The following is a 20,969-nucleotide window of genomic DNA, read 5'->3' on the forward strand; positions in this document are numbered from 1 at the left end:
CTATTTAGGTAGCGCCTCGGACTTATACTACTGGGGGTAGAGCACTGTTTGGGCTAGGGGGTCATCCCGACTTACCAACCCCATGCAAACTCCGAATACCAGTAAGTACTATCCGGGAGACACACGGCGGGTGCTAACGTCCGTCGTGAAGAGGGAAACAACCCAGACCGCCGGCTAAGGTCCCCAAGTTCTGGTTAAGTGGGAAACGAGGTGGGAAGGCTCAGACAGCCAGGATGTTGGCTTAGAAGCAGCCATCATTTAAAGAAAGCGTAATAGCTCACTGGTCGAGTCGGCCTGCGCGGAAGATGTAACGGGGCTAAACCAGGCACCGAAGCCGCGGATTCAGAATTTATTCTGAGTGGTAGGGGAGCGTTCTGTAAGTCTGCGAAGGTGTGTCGTGAGGCATGCTGGAGATATCAGAAGTGCGAATGCTGACATGAGTAACGATAAAGGGGGTGAAAAACCTCCTCGCCGGAAGACCAAGGGTTCCTGTCCAACGTTAATCGGGGCAGGGTGAGTCGGCCCCTAAGGCGAGGGCGAAAGCCGTAGTCGATGGGAAACGGGTTAATATTCCCGTACTGACACACATTGCGATGGGGGGACGGAGAAGGCTAGATGGGCCAGGCGTTGGTAGTCCTGGTGAAAGGGTGTAGGTGGTGCGTTTAGGCAAATCCGGACGCATAACACTGAGACCCGAGACGAAGTCACCACGGTGACGAAGTCATTGATGCCCGGCTTCCAGGAAAAGCCTCTAAGCTTCAGATGTGTGTGAACCGTACCCCAAACCGACACAGGTGGTCGGGTAGAGAATACCAAGGCGCTTGAGAGAACTCGGGTGAAGGAACTAGGCAAAATAGTACCGTAACTTCGGGAGAAGGTACGCTGGAGCGGGTGAAGTCCCTTGCGGATGGAGCCTGAGCCAGTCGCAGTGACCAGGTGGCTGGGACTGTTTATCAAAAACACAGCACTGTGCAAACTCGTAAGAGGACGTATACGGTGTGACACCTGCCCGGTGCCGGAAGGTTAATTGATGGGGTTAGCCGCAAGGTGAAGCTCTTGATCGAAGCCCCGGTAAACGGCGGCCGTAACTATAACGGTCCTAAGGTAGCGAAATTCCTTGTCGGGTAAGTTCCGACCTGCACGAATGGTGTAACCATGGCCACGCTGTCTCCACCCGAGACTCAGTGAAATTGAAATCGCCGTGAAGATGCGGTGTACCCGCGGCTAGACGGAAAGACCCCGTGAACCTTTACTATAGCTTGGCACTGAACATTGACCCTACATGTGTAGGATAGGTGGGAGGCTGAGAAGCGGTGACGCCAGTTGCCGTGGAGCCGACCTTGAAATACCACCCTTGTATGTTTGATGTTCTAACGTAGGCCCCTGATCGGGGTTGCGGACAGTGCCTGGTGGGTAGTTTGACTGGGGCGGTCTCCTCCCAAAGCGTAACGGAGGAGCACGAAGGTTGGCTAAGTACGGTCGGACATCGTACGGTTAGTGCAATGGCATAAGCCAGCTTAACTGCGAGACGGACAGGTCGAGCAGGTGCGAAAGCAGGTCATAGTGATCCGGTGGTTCTGAATGGAAGGGCCATCGCTCAACGGATAAAAGGTACTCCGGGGATAACAGGCTGATACCGCCCAAGAGTTCATATCGACGGCGGTGTTTGGCACCTCGATGTCGGCTCATCACATCCTGGGGCTGAAGTCGGTCCCAAGGGTATGGCTGTTCGCCATTTAAAGTGGTACGCGAGCTGGGTTCAGAACGTCGTGAGACAGTTCGGTCCCTATCTGCCGTGGGCGTTGGATGATTGAGGGGGGTTGCTCCTAGTACGAGAGGACCGGAGTGAACGAACCGCTGGTGTTCGGGTTGTCATGCCAATGGCACTGCCCGGTAGCTAAGTTCGGAATCGATAACCGCTGAAAGCATCTAAGCGGGAAGCGAGCCCCGAGATGAGTCATCCCAGAGGTCTAGAACCTCCTGAAGGGCCGTCCGAGACTAGGACGTAGATAGGCAGGGTGTGGAAGCGTAGCGATACGTGCAGCTAACCTGTACTAATGACCCGTGCGGCTTAACCATACAACACCCAAGAAGTGTGAGACCTTGCAGTATCGAGAACGAATTCATCAGGCAGAACATTGCTCCTGCATGTTCTGCATGTCCGCCCTCCCTGGCGGTCGCTTTTCCGGATTGAAAGTTTATGCCTGGCGGCGATAGCGTTGTGGTCCCACCTGACCCCATGCCGAACTCAGAAGTGAAACGCACCCGCGCCGATGATAGTGTGGCAGCTGCCATGTGAAAGTAGGTCACTGCCAGGCACCCAAATTTGTAGCGTCGATGAGATTCGACCGGTCCACTGAAGTGGACGCTACAAACCGCTTTTGCGGAGCGGTAGTTCAGTTGGTTAGAATACCGGCCTGTCACGCCGGGGGTCGCGGGTTCGAGCCCCGTCCGCTCCGCCATCACTCAAAACCCCAGCAGGAATGCTGGGGTTTTTTCGTATTGGCTGCGCCGGACGGCTGGATGATGTCGGCGCGCTGCGCCTTCGCTGCAAAGGCGGTGCCTTTGCCGCTCTGCCATCACTTCAAAGCCCTGACCACTTGGTCAGGGCTTTTTTGTTTTCCGACGAAGTTTGCCTCGATCAGCACTAAGGCTGTGCACAGGTATTATAAAATTCCGTACAATGCCTGCCTTATTACAAGGGGGGCTTATGCCGATTCAATTCAATAAACTGATCCTGTGGAACCTGCTTGCAGTGGCTGTTTTCGCCAGCTGGTACTGGTTGCCGGGTCATGGTTTCTGGTTCCATATCGACAGTGCGGTTTTTTATTATTTCAATGACAAGCTGGGCGAAAGTCAGGCCTGGGTCAATGTCGTGGCCGTTGCCAATAACAGGGCATTCGATGGCGTCGCCCTGCTGGCCATGGGACTGGTGTATTACAGCTATTATCGCGGGGCCGGTGTCGAGCAGCGGCGACAACTGCTGATCATCGGTTTGCTGATGTTGTTGACCGCCGTGGGGCTGAACCAGTTGGGTCGAGCCATCCCCGTCGACAGGCCCAGCCCGACCCTGACTTTCGACAACATTCACCGGCTGACCGAGCTGGCCGGCTTCAAGACCAAGGACTCTTCCGGCGACAGTTTTCCCGGTGATCATGGCTTGATGCTGATGATCTACACCGCCTTTGTCTGGCGCTATCTGTCCTGGAAGGCGGGCCTCTGGGGCTGCCTGTTCGTGGTGGTGTTTTCCGCCCCCAGGGTGATGGGCGGTGCCCACTGGTGGACCGACATCTATGTCGGTGCCTTGGCGGTGGCGGCCTTCGGCCTGGCCTGGCTGCTGCAGACCGGCCTGATGGATGCGGCCATCGCCTGGCTGGACCGACAACTCCCCCGCCTCAAGCGCGCCTGAACTACTGCTGTTGAAACAGGGCCGGGATCTGGCGAATAAGCCAGCTCTTGGCCTTGCCCATGGCATCCCGCCGCCAGGCCAGCACCACGTCCGTGGTTTCCCGGCAACTGGTCGAGACTTCCTTCAACTCGCCCCTTTCCAGCATGTCGCCCAGCCAGGACAGGGGGACGGACGAGATCCCGAGCCCGGCCTTTACCGCGGTGATCTTGTCCTGCATGGTGCTGACGGTCAGCCGCGACTGCTTGTCGAACAGGCGGAAGGTCAGCGGTGGTTTGAAACGGGCGGTGTCGGCCACGGCGATGGCCCGGTAGCGGCTGAGCACTTCCTCGGTCAGTGGACCGGTTTCCTGATGAATGGGGTGATCCGGATGGGCCACATAGACGAAGGTTTCCTGGTAGAGAAACTGGGTCTTGATGCCGGGACTCATCACCGCGTCTTCGCGCAGGGGGGTAATGGCCAGATCGGCGCGTCCGGTCTCCAGGGCTTCCCAGGTGCCGGCCAGTACCTCGTGGGCCAGTTTGATGTCGGTCTCGGTCTGGCGGGAAAGGGCGTCCAGCACCGGGAACAGCCGCTCGCTGGGCATGATGGCGTCCACGGCCAGGGTAATGCGGGTTTCCCAGCCCCGCTCCAGGGCCCGGGCATCCTCCACCAGTTGGGTGGCGGCGTGCAGCAACTGGCGGCCGCGCTCCAGCAGCAGCCGGCCTACCGGGGTGAACTGGGTCTTGTGACCGGAGCGATCGAACAGCGCCAGATCCAGCTCGTCTTCCAGCTTCTGGATGGTGTAACTGAGGGCGGAGGGGACCTTGCCCAGCTCGTCGGCGGCGGCGGCGAAACTGCCCCGGCGCTCGATGGCATCCAGCACCCGCAGGGCCTCCAGGGTCAGGGCTTTTTCTCTAGACATAACTCGTTATCAGGCAATTGAGATGCGTCCACAATAACGCAGCCGCCTGGCGGTTGCACCCATCCGCCGCTAAAACCAGCCCAGCCCCTTCAGCAGGGCGGCGCCCAGGCTGGTGCTGACCAGGGAGCCGAGCGTGGTGACGGCGATGATATTGGCCGCCAGCACGGCGTTGCCGCCCATGGCGCGCACCATCACATAGCTGGCGGCGGCGGTGGGCGAGGCGTTGATCAGGAACAGCATGGTCAGTTCGGCTCCGCGAAAGCCCACCAGGTAACCGCCCAGGGTGATCAGGCCGGGAATGGCCAGTAGCCGCAGCAGGGCGACGGGAGGGACCAGGCCGGTTTCCTCCTGGCCCCGTTTCAGGCTCAGGGTGGCCCCGGTGCAGAGCAGCGCCACCGGCAGTGTCATCTGGGCCAGGTAATGGCCGGTCTTCATCAGCACGGCCGGCACCTGCCAGTCGCTGGCGGCGAAGGGCAGGGCCGCGACTATGCCGATGATCAGCGGATTCTGGGCAATGCCCTTGAGGATTTTCCCCAGCTGCAGGCCCTGGCCCTGGTTCAGGCTGCGGTTCAGGGTAACCACCGCCAGTATGTTGAAGAGGATGGTGAGGCAGGCCACGTACATGGCGACGGATGCCACTCCCTGGGAGCCGTAGGCATTGTTGACATAGGCCAGGCCGATAATGCCCATGTTGGCGCGAAAGGCGCCCTGCACCAGTATGCCGCGCAGCCGTTGGTTGGAGGTCAGGCGGCGGGCCAGCAGCTCCAGCAGCATAAAGGCCACCAGGGTGGCGCCGATGCCGTAGAGGATAAGCGACGGGCTCGCCATCTGGCTGAAGTCGGTTTGGGCGATGCTGGTGAACAGCAGCATGGGCAGGGCGACATTGAACACCAGCTTACTGGCGCCGTCGATAAAGCCTTCGTTCATCATCTGGGTGCGGCGCAGGGCGATGCCGAGCAGCAGCATCAGGCAGATGGGGCCGGTAATGGAAAGGGAAAACAACAGGCTGTTGATAAGCTCGTTCATGGAGATCGAAATAAAAGGCAGGGGGACTCAAGCATGCCGCGAGCGGAGGTGCAGGGCAATAGCTCTTGGTGCCGGCGACAGTCATAAATGGAAAAAGGCGCAACGATGCGCCTTTTTCCATTTATGACTGATAATCGCCCGCCCGCTCCGGCTGGTAATCGACGGCGGTGATGGTGACCTGCAGCATCTTGCCGTTGGGGCCGGGCCACTCGATGCTCTGGCCGACGGCCAACCCCAGCAGGGCGCTGCCGATGGGGGCCAGTACCGAGATCTTGTCCTTGGCGCCGTCCATGTCGCGGGGATAGCACAGGGTCTTGGTGAAGGTTTCGTCACCGGCCATGGTGAACCTGATGGTCGAGTTCATGGTGACGATATTGTCCGGCATGTCGCTCGGCGCCACGACCCGGGCGCGGTCCAGCTCGTCCTCCAGCCGCCGGATGGCGGGAGAGTCGGGCTGGTTTTCGAGCAGGGCTTCAAGCCGGGCCAGATCCAGGGTGGAAATAGTAATAGGCGGCAACTGGGCCATATCAACCTCCATAAAAAAGCAGGCAACGCCGAAAGCGCTGCCTGAACCGATGCCTAAGATATACCCCAAGCCGGCGACTTAAGCCAGCCTTGTGGTTAGCAATTTGTGGGGAATGGCATGGAATTGCCACCCTGGGGTTAATTTTCGGGGTGACTTTGCGTTAAATCAAAAAAGCCCTGCGCTTTGTGGGGCAAACTGCCCGCCAGATATCCTACATACCTCAAAAGAAATAAGGACAGAGCATGAAAAAACTTTCCCTGCTGGTTGCCGCTGCGTTAATGGTCCCTGTCGCCCATGCCCATCAGGCCGGCGATATTCTGGTACGGGGTGGTGCGATGGCCGTCAGTCCCACCACTGACTCTGGTGATACTTTTAATGTGGACTCCAACACCCAGCTTGGTTTGACCCTGTCCTATATGATCACCGATAACTGGGCGGTGGAACTACTGGCGGCTACGCCGTTCTCCCACAGTGTAGAAATGGGTGGGAGTGAGGTAGCCAAGGTCAAGCATCTGCCGCCGACCCTGATGGCCCAATACTATTTCGGCAATGCCCAGAGCAAGGTGCGGCCCTATGTGGGCGCCGGCATCAATTACACCTTCTTCTTTGATGAAAAGGGCCGTGGGGATCTTGATGGCGCCGATGTTAAAGCCGACGATTCCTGGGGCCTGGCGGCCCAGGCTGGCCTGGATATGAAGATCAACGACAACTGGTTCGTCAACGGTTCCATCTGGTACATGGATATTGACACCGATGTGTCCGTTAATGGCAATCATGTGGACAAGGCCAATATCGATCCGGTCGGCCTGATGGTGGGCCTGGGTTACCGTTTCTAGTCGATTTGCAATGTGGGTTGAGAGGTTTTAAACCTCGGCAGTGTTTGGGCAGACCAAGTCTGCCCTTTTTTATGGTCGGAAAAGATCAGGCAATGGCGGCGGGCAGTGTCACCTGCTCCTTCACCTTGTCGACGATATAGCCGCCGATGGGAATGGCGGAGGTGGCCGCCGGTGAGGGGGCGTTGCAGACGTTGATGGTGCGCTTGGTGTTGACGAACAGGAAGTCGTCCACCAGGCGGCCGTCCTTCGACACCGCCTGGGCGCGGATGCCGGCCGGGTAGGGTAGCAGATCGCCCACCTGCAGGCTGGGGCAGTACTTGCGTACCAGCTCCAGGTAGCCGGCCTTGTTGAGCGAGTTCTTCATTTCCACCAGGCCCGGCTTCAGGTTCTTCATCAACACCTTGAGGATGCCCGGGTAGGTGAACATCTCCAGGGTGTCTTTCAGCGAGATATCGCTCTTGTTGTAGCCTTCCCGCTTGAACGCCAGCACCGCATTGGGGCCCACGGTCACGGTGCCGTCGATCATCCGGGTCAGGTGTACCCCGAGGAAGGGCATGTTCGGATCCGGAATCGGGTAGATCAGGTGGTTCACTATCTGGTTGTGCTCGGGCTTGAGCAGGTAGTATTCACCACGGAAGGGGCAGATCTTGAACTCGGGCTCGATGCCCAGCATGCGCACCACCCGATCCGCCATCAGCCCGGAGCAGGACACCAGGTACTTGCCCTGGAACTCGCCCTGGCCGGTCTGCACCACCACTTGGGAGACCTCTTCCTTCAGTCCGGTCACCTCGGCGTGGTAGCGGATCTCCCCGCCCAGGCGCTCGAATTCCCGGCCCATGGCGGCGGTCACCTGCTTGTAGCTGACGATGCCGCTGGAGGGCACGAAGATGCCGCCCAGGCCGGTGATATTGGGTTCGCGTTCCTTCAGCTCGTCGGCATTGAGCCAGTAGCGCTCCAGGCCATTGGCCTCGCTCCTGTCCCACAACGCCTTCATCCGCTCCATTTCCAGTTCGTTGGTGGCCACCAGCAGCTTGCCGCACTCGTCATAGGGAATGGCGTGCTCCTGGCAAAACGCCTTGGTGGCAATATTGCCTTCCAGGCAGAACCTGGCCTTGAGGCTGCCCGGGGTGTAGTAGACGCCGGCGTGGATCACGCCGCTGTTGTGGCCGGTCTGGTGCCGGGCCGGGCCGGATTCCTTCTCCAGCAGCAGCATCTTGCTGTCCGGATAGGTCTTTTTCAGCTGCCAGGCGGTCGACATGCCGACGATGCCGCCGCCGATGATGATGAAATCAAACACTGCTCTGTTCACCTGTATGTTAGAGAGGCGAAAGCCGGGGCAGGCCCCGGCACCTTTAATTATGGTTGTGCTACAAGGTGCCGCGCCCGGCGGCACCCTGTCAAAGTCTTTAGCCCTGGGTCGGGTTTTTCAGGGTCTTGGCATGGGTGAAGTAACCGCGTTGGCGCATCAGCTCCCGGCGCAGGCCTTCATGGGCGATGAACTTGTCGCGGCCGTGCAGCCAGAAGTGGTTGTTGATCAGCAGGAAGGAGCCGGTGGGCACCCGCACCGACAGCTTGCGGGCGCTGGTTTCCAGGGCCTCGGACAGATCCGCCAGCCAGACGCCTTCCTCGTAGTTCTTGGGCTGCACGAACTGGTCGATGTAGGCCATGATCGGCTGGCCACTGCGGTCGGTGTCGAACACCGCGTGGTACACGTCCTTGGTGGTGTTCTTGCTGGGCGGCGCGGCCCAGCGCATCACCCGGCGGGCCATGGGGTCGGCGTAGAAATGCTCCAGGTGCTCCCAGTCGTCCAGGTGCAGCAGCAGGGAGTTGCCGCCTTCCATGTTCTGCTCGTCGATTTTCAGCATCAGCACGTAGTCGGTGTCCTGCTCGACGAAGGTACCGTCGTTGTGCAGTTCCATCACCCGGTGGGCCTGGCGCAGGTAGCTGTCGGAGTTGTCCTGGTTCTGCACCACGAAGCGGGCGTAGTACTGGCCGCTCATGGCGTCGTAGTTGGAGCGGCCGAACAGGTGGGCCACGGCGGTGGTGAACTTGACCATGTCTTCCGCCTGCGCAACCTTGTCCAGCCCTTCCGGGGTGATCAGCAGGGCACCGGTGTCGCGATCCACCAGGGTGTTGACCAGCAGGGGCTGCAGCGCCTGGCCGCACAGCTCGTTGAGGATCTGGGCGACCCGAAAACGCAGGAAGGACTTGTATTCCAGCGCCTGTACCGGCCATTCGGCGGTGGCGTCGAGGAAGGCCTTGACGGTCTGCGCATCGAAGCGCAGTTCCAGCAGGCGCTCGGACTGGGCGGAAGGGGCCAGGCTGAAGCCCTGGTATTTGTGATTCACGAAATCGGCGGTGGCAACGTTGGACATGATGGCTTCCTTGTTATTTCACGTGGTGTAGGTCAAAGCGGCGTAATGTCGCTGTATATTTAAAATGTCGACATTTTTGATTTTTGTCAATAAATGATGTTGATTTTATGATCGCCGTTGCAATTTCGTTATAATGGCGGGACGAAACTATGCAGGAACAGAGCATGAACAACCTCGATGCACCCCGGGAGAACCTGGCGCGGACGGCCTACCAGCAATTGAAGCAGGACATCATCCGCGGTCACTTCGGCCCTGGTGAGAAACTGCTGATGAGCACCCTCAAGAACCGTTACGGCCTGGGCGTGAGCCCGTTGCGGGAGGCGCTGTCGCAACTGGTGTCGGAGCGATTGGTCACCGCCGAGAGCCAGCGCGGCTTTCGGGTCAGCCCCATGTCGGTGGCGGAACTGAAAGACATCTACGACGCCCGGGCCCAGCTCGAGGGACTGGTGGTGGAACTGGCCATGGCCCGGGGCGACGATCTCTGGGAGGCGGGGGTGGTGGCGGCCCATCATGCCCTGGCCAAGGTGACCCACCTCGAATCGGTGGAGGAGCAGCTAAGCCAGTGGGACAGCCGCCACCAGGCCTTTCACAACGCCGTGGCCGCCGGCTGCCGTTCACCCCAGTTGCTGGTGGTGCGCCAGACCCTGATGGATCAGGCGGCCCGTTATCGCTACCTGTGGCTGAAACGCACCGTGTTCAGCGAGCAGGCGCTGGCGGAAAAACAACGGGAACACCAGGCCCTGCTCGAAGCCATACTGGCGCGCAATCCCCAGGCCGTGGCCATGATGCGCGAGCATCTGCACAGCCCCATCTCCATCATCACCCAGGTGTTGGCCGAACAGGGCGTGCGCTGAGTTTTTCGGGATCGGGCTGCCCGGTCCCGCCTTTCCTTTCTTCTCCCATTCTTTCTTTAGTCATAAATCCCCCTCAAAAGAGTCCTCCTCTTCCATATATGCTTTTTAGTGCTAACAAAGTAGTGCTTATCACTTTTTTAAAAGAAGTCCTTGCTCCCAGAAGTTCAGCAGTGTAAATATAAAGCCATTCGGACGTCTAAACGTCTTTATAGCCGAAGAGAGCACGGAGATAACAATAATGGCTTTGTCACACAACCTGGGGTTTCCCCGCATCGGTACCCGACGCCAGCTGAAGTTCGCCCTCGAGTCCTACTGGAAAGGGCAGTCCGACGCCGGCGAACTCGACATCATTGCCCGGCAGACCCGCAAGGCGGCACGCCAGTACCAGCAGGGCCTGGATCTGCAGCCGGTGGGCGATTTTTCCTTCTACGACCATGTGCTGGACACCAGTGCCCTGCTGGGGGTGATCCCGGCGCGTTTCAACCAACCGGCGGATGAGCCGGTAAGCCTGGATACCTATTTCCGCGTGGCCCGTGGCCGGGCGCCGACCGGTGAAGACACCTTCGCCAGCGAGATGACCAAGTGGTTCGACACCAACTACCACTACCTGGTACCGGAAATCACCGCCGATCAGGCCTTCCGCCTGGCCAGCACCAAGCTGTTCGATGAAGTGCAGGAAGCCAGGGAGCAGGGCGTTGCCGTCAAGCCGGTGTTGCTGGGGCCGGTGACCTGGCTGTACCTGGCCAAGGTCAAGGGCGAGGAGTTCGACCGGCTGACCCTGCTGCCCCGACTGCTGGACGCCTACCGGCAAATCCTGGCCACACTGGCCACCCAGGGTGTGGAATGGCTGCAAATCGACGAGCCGCTGCTGGTGCTGGATCTGGCCCCCGAGTGGCAACGGGCGGTGACCCAGGCCTACGCCGAACTGGCCCAGGCTCCGCTCAAGCTGCTGCTGACCACCTACTTCGCCCCCCTGGCCGACAACCTGGCGCTGGTAAGCCGACTGCCGGTGGCCGGCCTGCACGTGGACGCGGTGCTGGGCGACAGCCTCGACACCATCGCCGCCGCCTGGCCCCGAGACAGGGTGCTGTCGGTGGGTATCGTCAACGGCCGCAACATCTGGGCCAACGATCTGCGCGCCTCGCTGAACAAGCTCAAGCCCCTGGCCGAGCGCTACGGTGACAAGCTGTGGATAGCGCCCTCCTGCTCGCTGCTGCATTCGCCGGTGGATCTGGACTCGGAAGACCAGCTCGATCAGGAGCTGACATCCTGGCTGGCCTTCGCCGCCCAGAAGGTGCAGGAAGTGATCATCCTGACCCGGGGCATCAACCAGGGTGAAACGGCCATCGCCGCCGAGCTGGCCGCCTCCGATGCCAGAGTGGCATCACGCCAGACCTCCAGGCGCATCCACAACGAGGCGGTCAAGGCGCGGGTGGCGGCCATCAAGGCCGGCGACGACCGGCGCGGCGCGCCCTATGCGGAGCGGGCCCGGGCGCAGGCGGCCAGGCTGCGACTGCCGCTGTTCCCCACCACCACCATCGGCTCCTTCCCCCAGACCGCCGAGATCCGCGCCCTGCGCGGGGATCACAAGGCGGGCAGCCTCGATGAGCAGGCCTACGAAGAAGGCATCCAGCAGCATATCCGCCAGGCCATCGACGAGCAGCAAGCCCTGGGGCTGGATGTGTTCGTGCACGGCGAGGCCGAGCGCAACGACATGGTGGAGTATTTTGGCGAGCTGCTGGAAGGCTTTGCCCTCACCCGCTTCGGCTGGGTACAGAGTTACGGCTCCCGCTGCGTCAAGCCGCCCATCATCTTCGGCGACGTCTGGCGCGCCAAGCCGATGACCGTGAGCTGGACCCGGTACGCCCAGAGCCTGACCGACAAGCCGGTCAAGGGCATGCTCACCGGCCCGGTGACCATTTTGTCCTGGTCCTTCCCGCGGGAAGACGAGAGCGACCTCAATTCCGCCTACCAGATCGCCCTGGCCCTGCGCGACGAGGTGGCGGACCTGGAAGCGGCCGGGGTGGGCATTATCCAGATCGACGAGCCGGCGTTCCGTGAGCTGATGCCACTGCGCAAGGCTCCCCAGGCGGCCTACCTGGCCTGGGCCGAAAAGGCCTTCCGCCTGAGTGCCTCTGTGGTGGCGAACACTACTCAGATCCACACCCATATGTGTTATTCTGAGTTCAACGAAATCATCGAGTCCATCGCCCGCCTGGATGCGGACGTGATCACCATCGAAACCTCCCGTTCCGACATGGAACTCTTGGATGTGTTCCGGGACTTCGCCTATCCCAACGAAATAGGCCCGGGGGTTTACGACATTCACTCACCGCGGATCCCCTCGGTGCCGGAGATGGTCAAACTGATCGAAAAAGCCGTGGAGCGCCTGCCTAAGGAGCGCATCTGGGTCAACCCCGACTGTGGTCTCAAGACCCGCAACTGGGAGGAAACCCGCGCGGCCCTGGCCAACATGGTGGTGGCCACCCGAGAACTGCGGGCCGCCTACGCCAAGGCTCAGGTATAACTATCATTATTGAATAAGCAATCAGGAGACAATCATGGCTTTTCACAGCGCGCGTCATGTCGAGGCGCTCAACCAATCGCTGGCCGAACTGAACGGCGATATCAATGTGTCATTCGAGTTCTTTCCGCCCAACAGCGAGCAGATGGAACAGACCCTGTGGCACTCCATCGAGCGGTTGAAGACGCTGGCGCCCAAGTTTGTCTCCGTGACCTACGGCGCCAACTCCGGCACCCGGGATCGCACCCACAAGGTGATCAAGGACATCCAGGACAAGACCGGCCTGGTGGCCGCCCCTCACCTGACCTGCATCGACGCCAGCCGGGATGAACTGCGCGGCATCGCCCGGGACTACTGGAACAACGGCATTCGCCAGATAGTGGCGCTGCGCGGCGACCTGCCCCAGGGCATGGAAAAGCCGGACATGTACGCCGCTGATCTGGTGAGCCTGCTGAAGGAAGAGGCCGACTTCGACATCTCGGTGGCGGCCTACCCCGAGGTGCATCCGGAGGCCAAGAGCGCCCAGGCCGATCTGCTCAACCTCAAGCGCAAGGTCGATGCGGGCGCCAACCGGGCCATCACCCAGTTTTTCTTCGACGTCGAGTCCTACCTGCGCTTTCGCGATCGCTGCGTGACCATCGGCATCGACGTGGAGATAGTGCCGGGCATACTGCCGGTGTCCAATTACCAGACCCTGATCAAGTTTGCCGGTTTCTCCAACGTCAAGATCCCGGGCTGGATGCACCAGCGCTTCCAGGGACTGGAGGACGATCAGAACACCCGTAACCTGGTGGGCGCCAGCATCGCCATCGATCAGGTCCGGGTGCTGAGCCGGGAAGGGGTGAAGGATTTCCACTTCTATACCCTGAACCGTTCCGAGCTGACCTACGCCATCTGCCATACCCTGGGCGTGCGGCCCCAAGCGGCCAAGTAATCCCCTGCTGATAAGCAAAGCCCCCGCAGGCCTGACCTGCGGGGGCTTTTTGTTGGTTGTGTTCAGCCGCCCCGGAACCTCAGCAGCCGCAGGGCGTTGAGGGTGACCAGGGCGGTGGCGCCGGTATCGGCCAGTACCGCCAGCCAGAGTCCGGTGAGGCCGGTCAGGCTGGTGACAAGAAAGACGGCCTTGAGCCCCAGCGCCAGGGTGACGTTCTGGCGGATGTTGGCGTGGGTGGCGCGGGACAGGCGGATGGCGTCCGCCAGCCCGGTCAGCCGGTTGTGGCTGAGGGCGACGTCGGCGTTGTCCAGCGCCACGTCGGTGCCCTGGCCCATGGCGATGCCCACGCTGGCCCGGCGCAGGGCCGGAGCGTCGTTGATGCCGTCTCCCACCATGGCGAGGCTGCGGGTCCGGCCGAGCCGCTCCACTTCCGCCAGCTTGTCCTCGGGCCTGAGTCCGGCCCGGTAGCCGATACCGAGCTGGCCGGCGATGCGCGCCGCCGCCTGGTCGTGATCCCCGGTCAGCATCAGGCAGTCGATATTCAGGGCCTTGAGGGTGGCGATGCCGTCTTCGGCATCGTCCCGCAGCCGGTCGTTCAGGGCGAACAGGGCCAGCACGCTTTGTCCCAGCGCCAGTACCACCAGGGTATGGCCGCCGGCCCGCAGCCGCGCCAGCTCCCGGCGCTGGTCCGGGGTAAGCCAGGCGTCCGGCAGGTGGGCGGGGCTGCACAGCAGCAGCGCCTGGTCTTGCCAGCGGCCTTGCATGCCGGCCCCGGCCAGGGTGCGTTTGTCGTCGACGGTGGCGGGCGTCAGTCCCCGCTCTTCGGCGGCGGCCACCAGAGCCCTGGCCAGAGGATGGTGGGAGCCCGCCTCCAGGCCGGCGGCCAGGGCCAGGGCCTGGCGGTGCTCTGCGGGCGGATAGACCTTCAGTTCGCTCAGGGCCGGTCGGCCAAGGGTCAGGGTACCGGTTTTGTCGAAAGCCAGGGTATCGATCCGGCCGAGTTGCTCCAGGGCGGCGCCGCCCTTGATCAGCACCCCCAGCCGGGTGGCGGCGGCCAGGGCCGAGGTGACCGCCGCCGGCGTGCTGATCACCAGGGCGCAGGGGCAGCCGATCAGCAGCAGCGCCAGGCCCCGGTAGATCCAGGTCTGCCAGTCGGCGCCGAACGCCAGGGGCGGCAGCAGTATCACCAGCAGGGCGGCCAGCATCATGGCCGGGGTATACCAGCGGCTGAAACGCTCGATAAAGCGGGCGATGGGCGCCCGGTTGGCTTCGGCCTGCTCCATCAGGTGCAGGATGCGATCCACGGTGTTGTCGCCCGGTTCGGAGGTCACCCGCAATTGCACCGGCACGTCCACCACCAGGCTGCCGGCGGCCAGCCGTTCGCCCCCCTTGCGCTCCACCGGCAGCGACTCGCCGGTGACGGCACTCTCGTCGAAGGCGGCGAGCGGGGTCAGCAGCTCGCCGTCCGCCGGCAGCCGCCCGCCCGGGTGCACCTCGATGCGATCCCCCGGCACCAGTTCGGCGGCACCCACTTCCACCGGGCCATCGGCGGTGAGCCGCCGGGCCTGTTCCGGCACCAGGGCCATCAGCGCCTTGACACCCTTGCGGGCCCGGCTGGCGGCCAGGCTTTCCAGCTTTTCTCCCACCATAAACAGCAGCAGCACCATGGCCGCTTCGGCGGTCTCGCCGAGGAAGAGGGCGCCGGTGGCGGCCACCGTCATCAGGGTCTCGATGGAGAAGGGGGAGCCGCTGCGGGCCAGGCGCCAGGCTTGGCGGGCGATGGGCACCAGCCCCCAGAGGGTGGCCAGGGTAAAGAGCGCCTGGCCCAGGGGGGGAGACAACAGGCCGGCCAGGGCCGCGGCCAGCATCAGCGCCAGCAGGGTCAGGATGTCCAGCTGGCTGCGCCACCAGGGCGTCGGGGTCGGGAGGGGGGCGCGGGGCTCCGTCAGGGGGGTAAAGCCGGCGGCGATGATGGCCTGCTCCACCTCGGCGGGGGTGCTCGGCGGAGCGAGCCGCACCTGCAGGCGCTCGGTGGCAAAGCGCACCTCGGCGCTCTGTACCCCGGGCAGGCGGCGCACCGCGGTTTCAATTTTGGCGGCGCAGCTGGGGCAGTCCATGCCGGCGATGCGCCAGTGGTGGCGACTGCCCCGCCTGTCGTCCTCCTCGTCGGACGGCGGTCCGTCCGGCCCTTGTGCCGTCTCGGCGGCGGTCGGGACCGCGCCGCAGGGGGCCGGTTCGCTACGGGGGGCGCAGCCCGCATCGTGGCGATGTCCGGCGGCATTTTCCTTGGAATGATGGTGGTGACAGCAGTGTCCCATGGTGATCTCCTGATGGTGGCTTTACCCGTCATGCGGTTCAGTCAAGGCGTCTCGGGGCAGGCCGCCGCCACGCCAACACGCAGCAGAAAGTGTCGCCCTCACTTCTTGCCTGCTGCGAACTTCCCCCGGAAGTTCGGTCAGGCAAAAAGCTCGGGACTAGCGAGCAAGCTCGCCCCTGTATGCTCGGCGATGGCAATAAAGGGAAACCACCGTATCATCGCTTCGCGATGCTGGCGGCGGTGCTAGGCGCTTCGCGCCCCCTGCCATCGACGGTTGGCTTAGGCGGTGGCCAGCCCCTCTTGGCAGACAAAACACCGGGCTTTTACCCGGAGTTTAGACCCTGGAGTCACCTCCAGAGTCAATAGCCGGCAGCACGGCGCGGGCGTGGTCGACTAATCGGCGCGACAGCAGCTTGTGCACCCCCCGCTCCAGCAGCCAGCGGTGCCAGTACAGGGGCTGGATCAGATGGCCTTGGGGATGCAGTTCGATCAACCGGCCTGCCGCCAGATCCTCGCTGATCATCAGCCGGGGGATCAGGCAGTAGGCGGCACCGGCCCGGGCGATGGCCACGAAGGCCTCGGAAGAGCGCACCGCGTGGCAGGGGTAACTGCCGGCGGGCAGGCCGAAGTGCCGCGTTATGTAGCGCTCGTGCATGTCGTCCCTCTGGTCGAAGGCCACCGCCGGTGCCCGGCGCAGGGTGTCCTGGGTCAGGCCGTCGGCAAAGTAGCGCGCCCGGAAGCCGGGGGTGGCCACCAGCAGGTAGTCCATCTGGCCCAGGGGATCGCAGCGGCAGCCGGGCAGGGGCTCGGCGTTGATGCTGATGGCGCCGAAGGCCTCGCCGTTCCTGAGCCGCTCCAGGGTGCGGGACTCGTCCTCGATCAGCAGGTTGAGCTCGATGGGGTGGCTGTGCAGCAGCGGGGTGAGCGCCGGGATCAGCCAGGTGGCCAGGCTGTCGGCGTTGGTGGCGATGGTCACGCCCAGGGGTTTTTGCGGCGCGTCCGGCAGCAGATCCGCCATCACGGCGCTTTCCAGTTGGCTGACCTGACGGTAGTGGGCCAGCAGCCGCTGGCCCGCTTCGGTGGGACGGGGCGGCTGGCCGCGCACCAGCAGGGGCTGGGCCAGGCGCTGCTCCAGCTGCTTGATGCGCTGGGACACCGCCGACTGGGTCAGGTGCAGCTGGCGCGCGGCACCCTCGAAGCTTTGTTCGCTCACCACCTGGTCGAGGGCGGCCAGCAGTTTATAGTCCAGTGTGTTCATTAAAATTTCTTATCATGCTCAATTTTTATTAGTTTTACTTAATTCTAGGGGCGCTCTAGTCTGGCCGCCAGTCGAGAAAGTGAAACGGAGCGAGATCATGTACTGGTTACCCTGGATACAAGGCTTCACCCTGGGGGCGGGGCTTATCATTCCCATCGGCGCGCAGAACGCCTTCGTGCTCAATCAGGGCATCCGGCGCCAGCACCACCTGCTGGTGGCGGCCATCTGCGGCCTGTTCGACGTGCTGCTGATAAGCCTGGGCGTGTTCGGCGGCGGCGCCGCCCTGCAGGCCCACGGCCTGCTGTACTGGGGCATCAGCCTGGCGGGCATGGCCTTTTTGCTGCTCTACGGTGCCCATTGCTGGCGCCGGGTGTTCCGGCACGGGCAGTCACTGGCGCTGGATGGCCGGGAGCGGGGGCTGAGGGCGGTGCTGGTCGGGGTGCTGGCGGTGACCCTGCTCAATCCCCAGGTCTATATCGAGACGGTGATGATACTGGGCTCGGTGGGGGGAGGCTTCGCCGAGGAGCACAAGTGGGCCTTCGCCCTGGGCTGCATCAGCGCCTCGCTGATCTGGTTCTTCACCCTGGCGCTGGCGGCGGCGCGGATGAGCACCTGGCTCGGCCGGCCTGTGGTGCAAAAGGTGATGGACGCCGCCATCGGCACCCTGATGTGGCTGCTGGCCGGCAAGCTGGCGCTGGGGTTGATGGCCGCCGGGGCGCCGCTATAACAGCTCCGCCAGCCGGGTTTGTTGCGCCAGCCGGGCCCGGTGGATATCCAGGGTGAGCTGCTCCACCAGGGCGTCCACCTCGGCCGGGGCCATAAAGCCCTGGCTGAAGCCGGGGCTGACCGGATCCAGGTGGCGGCGGGCGGCCAGTACCAGGTGGGCGATCAGCTCCCGCACCGGCTCTATGCCTACCGCCACCCGGATGCTGGTGGGGTGGATACCGGCGGCGGCCAGGGCGGGTTCGTCCAGCTCCGAGTGGGAGGTCAGGGCCGGGCAGAGCACCAGGGTGTTGGTCTGGCCCAGGCTCACCATATGGCCGAAAGCCGGCTCCAGGGCGTCGAAGAAGCGCACGAAGGCGTCCCGGGGCAGCCCGGCGCCTTCCAGATCGAAGGTGAACAGGGGGCAGGGCAGGCCATACCGGAGCAGGCGCCGGCGCAGGGCGGCGTTGGGGTGCCGGTCCAGGGCGTGGGAGCTGACCCGAAGAGCCGGGTGGGAGGCGAGAAAGCGGGCCAACACCAGGGTATTGATGCCCTTGGCCAGCATGCGCAGTTCCAGGGTCTTGAGCCCGGTCAGCACCTCGTAGGCCTTGTCCGCGTCGAGGAAGGCGCCCTTGACGTAGTAGCACTGCCAGAACAGGGTGTGTTGCCAGCCCGGCTCGCCCTTGGGCAGAAACATCAGCGGCTGGCGGCCGATGACGGCGCCGGCGGTGGTGCTGCCGGTGCCGGCCATGTCCTTGGTGCAGGAATGCACCACGAAGTCGGGGCGCTCCGCCGGCTTCGCCTGCTGCAGAGGGCGGAACAGCACCGGCGTGGCCAGGGTGGCGTCCAGCATCACCAGGGCGCCGGCCTGATGGGCCAGGCGGCAGATACCGGGCACGTCCAGCACCAGGCCGTGGGGGTTGCAGGGGGATTCCAGATAGAGCCGCAGCCGGGCTCCCGCCGCCAGCGCCTCGCGGTGCTCCGCCCGCACCCGGTCGAGGGCCTGGCGGAAGTCCCGGGCCTCGGTGCCGTCGAACCATTCCAGTCGGATGCCGAGCTTCTCCGGCCGGGCGTAGTAGTCCTGCAGCAGTTGGTGCACGCCGCCGTAGAGGTTGCGGCTGGCCAGCAGGATGTCGCCCCGCTCCAGCAGGGTGCCGAGCAGGGCGTCGATGGCCGCCATGCCGGAGTTGAAGGTCAGGGCCAGGTAGTCGGCGCTGTCGGGGCCGGCCTCCAGTTCCACCAGGGTATTAGCCAGGGCCAGGGCGGTGGGGTTGAGCAGGCGGCTGTAGATGGGATGGGTGCTCTCCCGGCCGTGGAAGGCGTCGTCTATCCATTCGGTGCAGGCGTAGACATAGGTGGCGGTGCGCACTATGGGCGGGTTGGCGCCGAACAGCATGGGCACCCGGTCGAACAGGGGATAGGCGCCCTTGGCCAGGCGCGCGGACTGGGTCAGTCCGAGCTGACGCCACTGGGCGCGGAAGGGTGCCTGCAGGTTGTCCAGCACCTTGGCCAGTTGGAAGGCGAGGAACTTCTTGGCGTTGAAGCGGCTGATGCGCTCCTCCGCCGGCAGGCTGTCCAGGCTGTCCCTGGTCGTCTGCCAGAGGGCGTGGATGTCCTGGTTGGTTCGATGGAGGTTGAGCGCCGCCCCGGCCAGGTGCTGGCCGAAGGGACTGGCGGGATCGATGCCGAAGTGGCGCAGTTGCTCATGGATCAGGGCGTCTTCGCTGTCGGCCTGCTGGTGGCGGCGAGGCGAGAGTTCCGGGTTGACGGCCATGGGGGCTCCTTGACGGGGGCTGGCAAGGTTAAGCATAGGTGAATACAGCCGGGCCGCGCCTGGCGACCGCGAGTTACAGCAGGGGGGCGCCGAGGTAGGCGGCGCGGGAGGCGACCCGGAACCACCAGGGTTTGTCGGCGACTTCGTCCCCGGTCATCCGGCGCGAGCGAGCAAAGTCCTGTTCGAACATGGCGGCCATCTGATCGGCAAAGCCCTCGTCCATTACCCAGGAGGTGACCTCGAAGTTCAGGCGGAAGGATCTGTTGTCGAGGTTGACGGTGCCCACGGCCGAGGCCTGGCGGTCGATCAGCATGGTCTTGGCGTGCAGAAAGCCTTCCTGGTAGCGATGGATCTGTACCCCGGCCTCGAGCAGGGGGGCGACGAAGGCATAGGCGGCGAAATAGGTGAGGATGTTGTCCGGCCGCTCGGGGATCAGCACCCGCACGTCCACCCCGCGCAGGGCGGCCAGCTTGAGGGCGGCCAGCACCCCTTCGTCGGGTACGAAATAGGGGCTGCTGACCCAGAGCCGCTCGCGGGCGGAGCCGATGGCGTGCTGCACCATCAGGCTGGCGGTCTCGAAGCGGTCCGCCGGTCCGCTCGGCAGGGTCAGGATGGGGATGTCGGCGCCGGCGGCGGGCACCGGTTGCCAGTTGAAGGTGAGGATCTCGCCCGTGGCCCAGTGCCAGTCCTCCACGAAGGACAGCTGCAGGCAGAGGGTGGCCGGCCCTTCCATCTTCAGGTGGGTGTCGCGCCAGGCGCCGACGCGGGCATCCCGGCCCAGGTATTCGTCGCCCACGTTGAGGCCGCCGACCCAGCCGAAGCGGCCGTCGGTGACCACTATCTTGCGGTGGTTGCGGAAGTTGAGCTGGAAGCGGTTGCCCGTGCCCCGGGTGGAGTGGAAGCGCCGCACCTGCACTCCGGCGGCGCTCAGTTCGGCCAGGTAGCCGCCGTTGAGCCGGTAGCTGCCGATCTCGTCGTAGAGAAAATACACCTCCAGGCCCTGGCGGGCCTTGTCGATCAGGGCCTGTTGCAGGGTCCGGCCCAGTTCGTCGTCGCGCACTATGTAAAACTGCACCAGCACGTAGCGTTCGGCGGCCCTGATGCCCTCCAGTATGCTGGCGAAGGTGGCGTCGCCGTCGATCAGCAGTTCCACCTCGTTGCCGCCCACCATGGGCATCTTGGCCAGTTGCTCCATGGTCCGGACCTGGCTCGCCCCGGGAGAGGGCTGCACGTGGAACGGCGTCACCAGCGACATCTTGTCGTCCAGCACCCGGTACAGCTGGTTGTCGTCCTCGCGCCGTCCTATCACATAGCCCTGGAACTTGCTGCGGCCGAACACCCAGTAGGCGGGCACCGCCACCACCGGCAGGGTGTTGAGGGAGACTATCCAGGCCACGGCGCCGGGGGCGGTGCGGGTGGACATCAGGGCATCGAGGGCGGAAACGATGCCCAGCAACTGGGCGAGAAAGAGCACCATGACCAGCAGGCGGCGCCGGGTCGAACGGCGGGGTGGCATGGGCGTAAGCGGTTCCG

The 20,969-nt window shown here is 63.4% G+C and carries 15 protein-coding genes, 1 tRNA gene and 2 rRNA genes (1 of these 18 cut by a window edge); 9 read left to right on the forward strand and 9 right to left on the reverse strand.

Features of this window, described 5'->3' with window-relative positions; translation table 11 throughout:
* The 4 genes from AN401_RS01050 to AN401_RS01065 all read left to right on the forward strand — a co-directional run.
* Window positions 1-2,079, forward strand: a 23S ribosomal RNA gene (locus tag AN401_RS01050); it begins 812 nt to the left of the window's first position.
* Between the two features lie 124 nt (window positions 2,080-2,203).
* Window positions 2,204-2,318, forward strand: a 5S ribosomal RNA gene (gene rrf / locus AN401_RS01055).
* Window positions 2,319-2,385: 67 nt separating this feature from the next.
* A tRNA-Asp gene (locus AN401_RS01060) sits at window positions 2,386-2,462 on the forward strand.
* Between the two features lie 248 nt (window positions 2,463-2,710).
* Window positions 2,711-3,409: a phosphatase PAP2 family protein gene (locus AN401_RS01065; RefSeq protein ID WP_096778315.1), complete on the forward strand. Its 699-nt coding sequence runs from the start codon at window positions 2,711-2,713 to the stop codon at window positions 3,407-3,409.
* Window position 3,410: 1 nt separating this feature from the next.
* Here the strand turns inward: AN401_RS01065 and AN401_RS01070 are convergent, their stop codons facing one another.
* From AN401_RS01070 to rnk, 3 genes are all read right to left on the reverse strand, one after another.
* A complete protein-coding gene (locus AN401_RS01070; protein WP_096778316.1) occupies window positions 3,411-4,310 on the reverse strand; it encodes a LysR family transcriptional regulator in 900 nt (299 codons plus the stop codon).
* Window positions 4,311-4,379: 69 nt separating this feature from the next.
* Window positions 4,380-5,336, reverse strand: a complete 957-nt coding sequence (locus tag AN401_RS01075; protein ID WP_096778317.1) for an AEC family transporter — start codon at window positions 5,334-5,336, stop codon at window positions 4,380-4,382.
* 121 nt (window positions 5,337-5,457) lie between these two features.
* On the reverse strand, window positions 5,458-5,862 hold the full coding sequence (gene rnk / locus AN401_RS01080) for a nucleoside diphosphate kinase regulator (RefSeq protein ID WP_094041004.1): 405 nt from the start codon (window positions 5,860-5,862) through the stop codon (window positions 5,458-5,460).
* A gap of 242 nt (window positions 5,863-6,104) precedes the next feature.
* Here rnk and AN401_RS01085 point away from each other — a divergent pair, with 242 nt between their 5' ends.
* Window positions 6,105-6,698, forward strand: coding sequence for an OmpW family outer membrane protein (locus tag AN401_RS01085; protein ID WP_096778318.1), 594 nt, complete (start codon window positions 6,105-6,107; stop codon window positions 6,696-6,698).
* A gap of 85 nt (window positions 6,699-6,783) precedes the next feature.
* Here the strand turns inward: AN401_RS01085 and lhgO are convergent, their stop codons facing one another.
* Together lhgO and glaH are read right to left on the reverse strand one after the other, a co-directional pair.
* Window positions 6,784-7,995, reverse strand: coding sequence for an L-2-hydroxyglutarate oxidase (gene lhgO, locus AN401_RS01090; RefSeq protein WP_096778319.1), 1,212 nt, complete (start codon window positions 7,993-7,995; stop codon window positions 6,784-6,786).
* A gap of 109 nt (window positions 7,996-8,104) precedes the next feature.
* A complete protein-coding gene (gene glaH / locus AN401_RS01095) occupies window positions 8,105-9,073 on the reverse strand; it encodes a glutarate dioxygenase GlaH (RefSeq protein WP_094041001.1) in 969 nt (322 codons plus the stop codon).
* Window positions 9,074-9,237: 164 nt separating this feature from the next.
* Here glaH and csiR point away from each other — a divergent pair, with 164 nt between their 5' ends.
* From csiR to metF, 3 genes are all read left to right on the forward strand, one after another.
* Window positions 9,238-9,927: a DNA-binding transcriptional regulator CsiR gene (gene csiR / locus AN401_RS01100; protein ID WP_094041000.1), complete on the forward strand. Its 690-nt coding sequence runs from the start codon at window positions 9,238-9,240 to the stop codon at window positions 9,925-9,927.
* Between the two features lie 238 nt (window positions 9,928-10,165).
* A complete protein-coding gene (gene metE / locus AN401_RS01105; RefSeq protein WP_096778320.1) occupies window positions 10,166-12,454 on the forward strand; it encodes a 5-methyltetrahydropteroyltriglutamate--homocysteine S-methyltransferase in 2,289 nt (762 codons plus the stop codon).
* A gap of 34 nt (window positions 12,455-12,488) precedes the next feature.
* Window positions 12,489-13,385, forward strand: a complete 897-nt coding sequence (metF, locus tag AN401_RS01110) for a methylenetetrahydrofolate reductase (protein ID WP_096778321.1) — start codon at window positions 12,489-12,491, stop codon at window positions 13,383-13,385.
* Window positions 13,386-13,447: 62 nt separating this feature from the next.
* Here the strand turns inward: metF and AN401_RS01115 are convergent, their stop codons facing one another.
* Together AN401_RS01115 and AN401_RS01120 are read right to left on the reverse strand one after the other, a co-directional pair.
* Entirely contained in the window at window positions 13,448-15,703 is a 2,256-nt protein-coding gene (locus tag AN401_RS01115) for a zinc/cadmium/mercury/lead-transporting ATPase (RefSeq protein WP_096778322.1), read from the reverse strand.
* A 333-nt stretch (window positions 15,704-16,036) separates the two neighbouring features.
* Window positions 16,037-16,960 carry a LysR family transcriptional regulator ArgP gene (locus tag AN401_RS01120; RefSeq protein WP_094040015.1) on the reverse strand — a complete coding sequence of 308 codons (924 nt, stop codon included), beginning with the start codon at window positions 16,958-16,960 and terminating at the stop codon, window positions 16,037-16,039.
* Window positions 16,961-17,057: 97 nt separating this feature from the next.
* Between AN401_RS01120 and AN401_RS01125 the strand changes: the two genes are divergently transcribed.
* Window positions 17,058-17,687, forward strand: a complete 630-nt coding sequence (locus tag AN401_RS01125) for a LysE/ArgO family amino acid transporter (protein ID WP_198401784.1) — start codon at window positions 17,058-17,060, stop codon at window positions 17,685-17,687.
* On the opposite strand, the gene AN401_RS01130 is transcribed toward AN401_RS01125, so the two are convergent.
* Window positions 17,682-19,436, reverse strand: coding sequence for a trans-sulfuration enzyme family protein (locus AN401_RS01130; protein WP_096778323.1), 1,755 nt, complete (start codon window positions 19,434-19,436; stop codon window positions 17,682-17,684). The two genes, AN401_RS01125 and AN401_RS01130, sit on opposite strands and share 6 nt — an antisense overlap.
* Window positions 19,437-19,509: 73 nt before the next feature.
* Window positions 19,510-20,952, reverse strand: a complete 1,443-nt coding sequence (gene cls, locus AN401_RS01135; RefSeq protein WP_096778324.1) for a cardiolipin synthase — start codon at window positions 20,950-20,952, stop codon at window positions 19,510-19,512.
* Window positions 20,953-20,969 lie beyond the last annotated feature (17 nt).

Source organism: Zobellella denitrificans (assembly GCF_002407485.1).
Taxonomy (GTDB): domain Bacteria; phylum Pseudomonadota; class Gammaproteobacteria; order Enterobacterales; family Aeromonadaceae; genus Oceanimonas; species Oceanimonas denitrificans.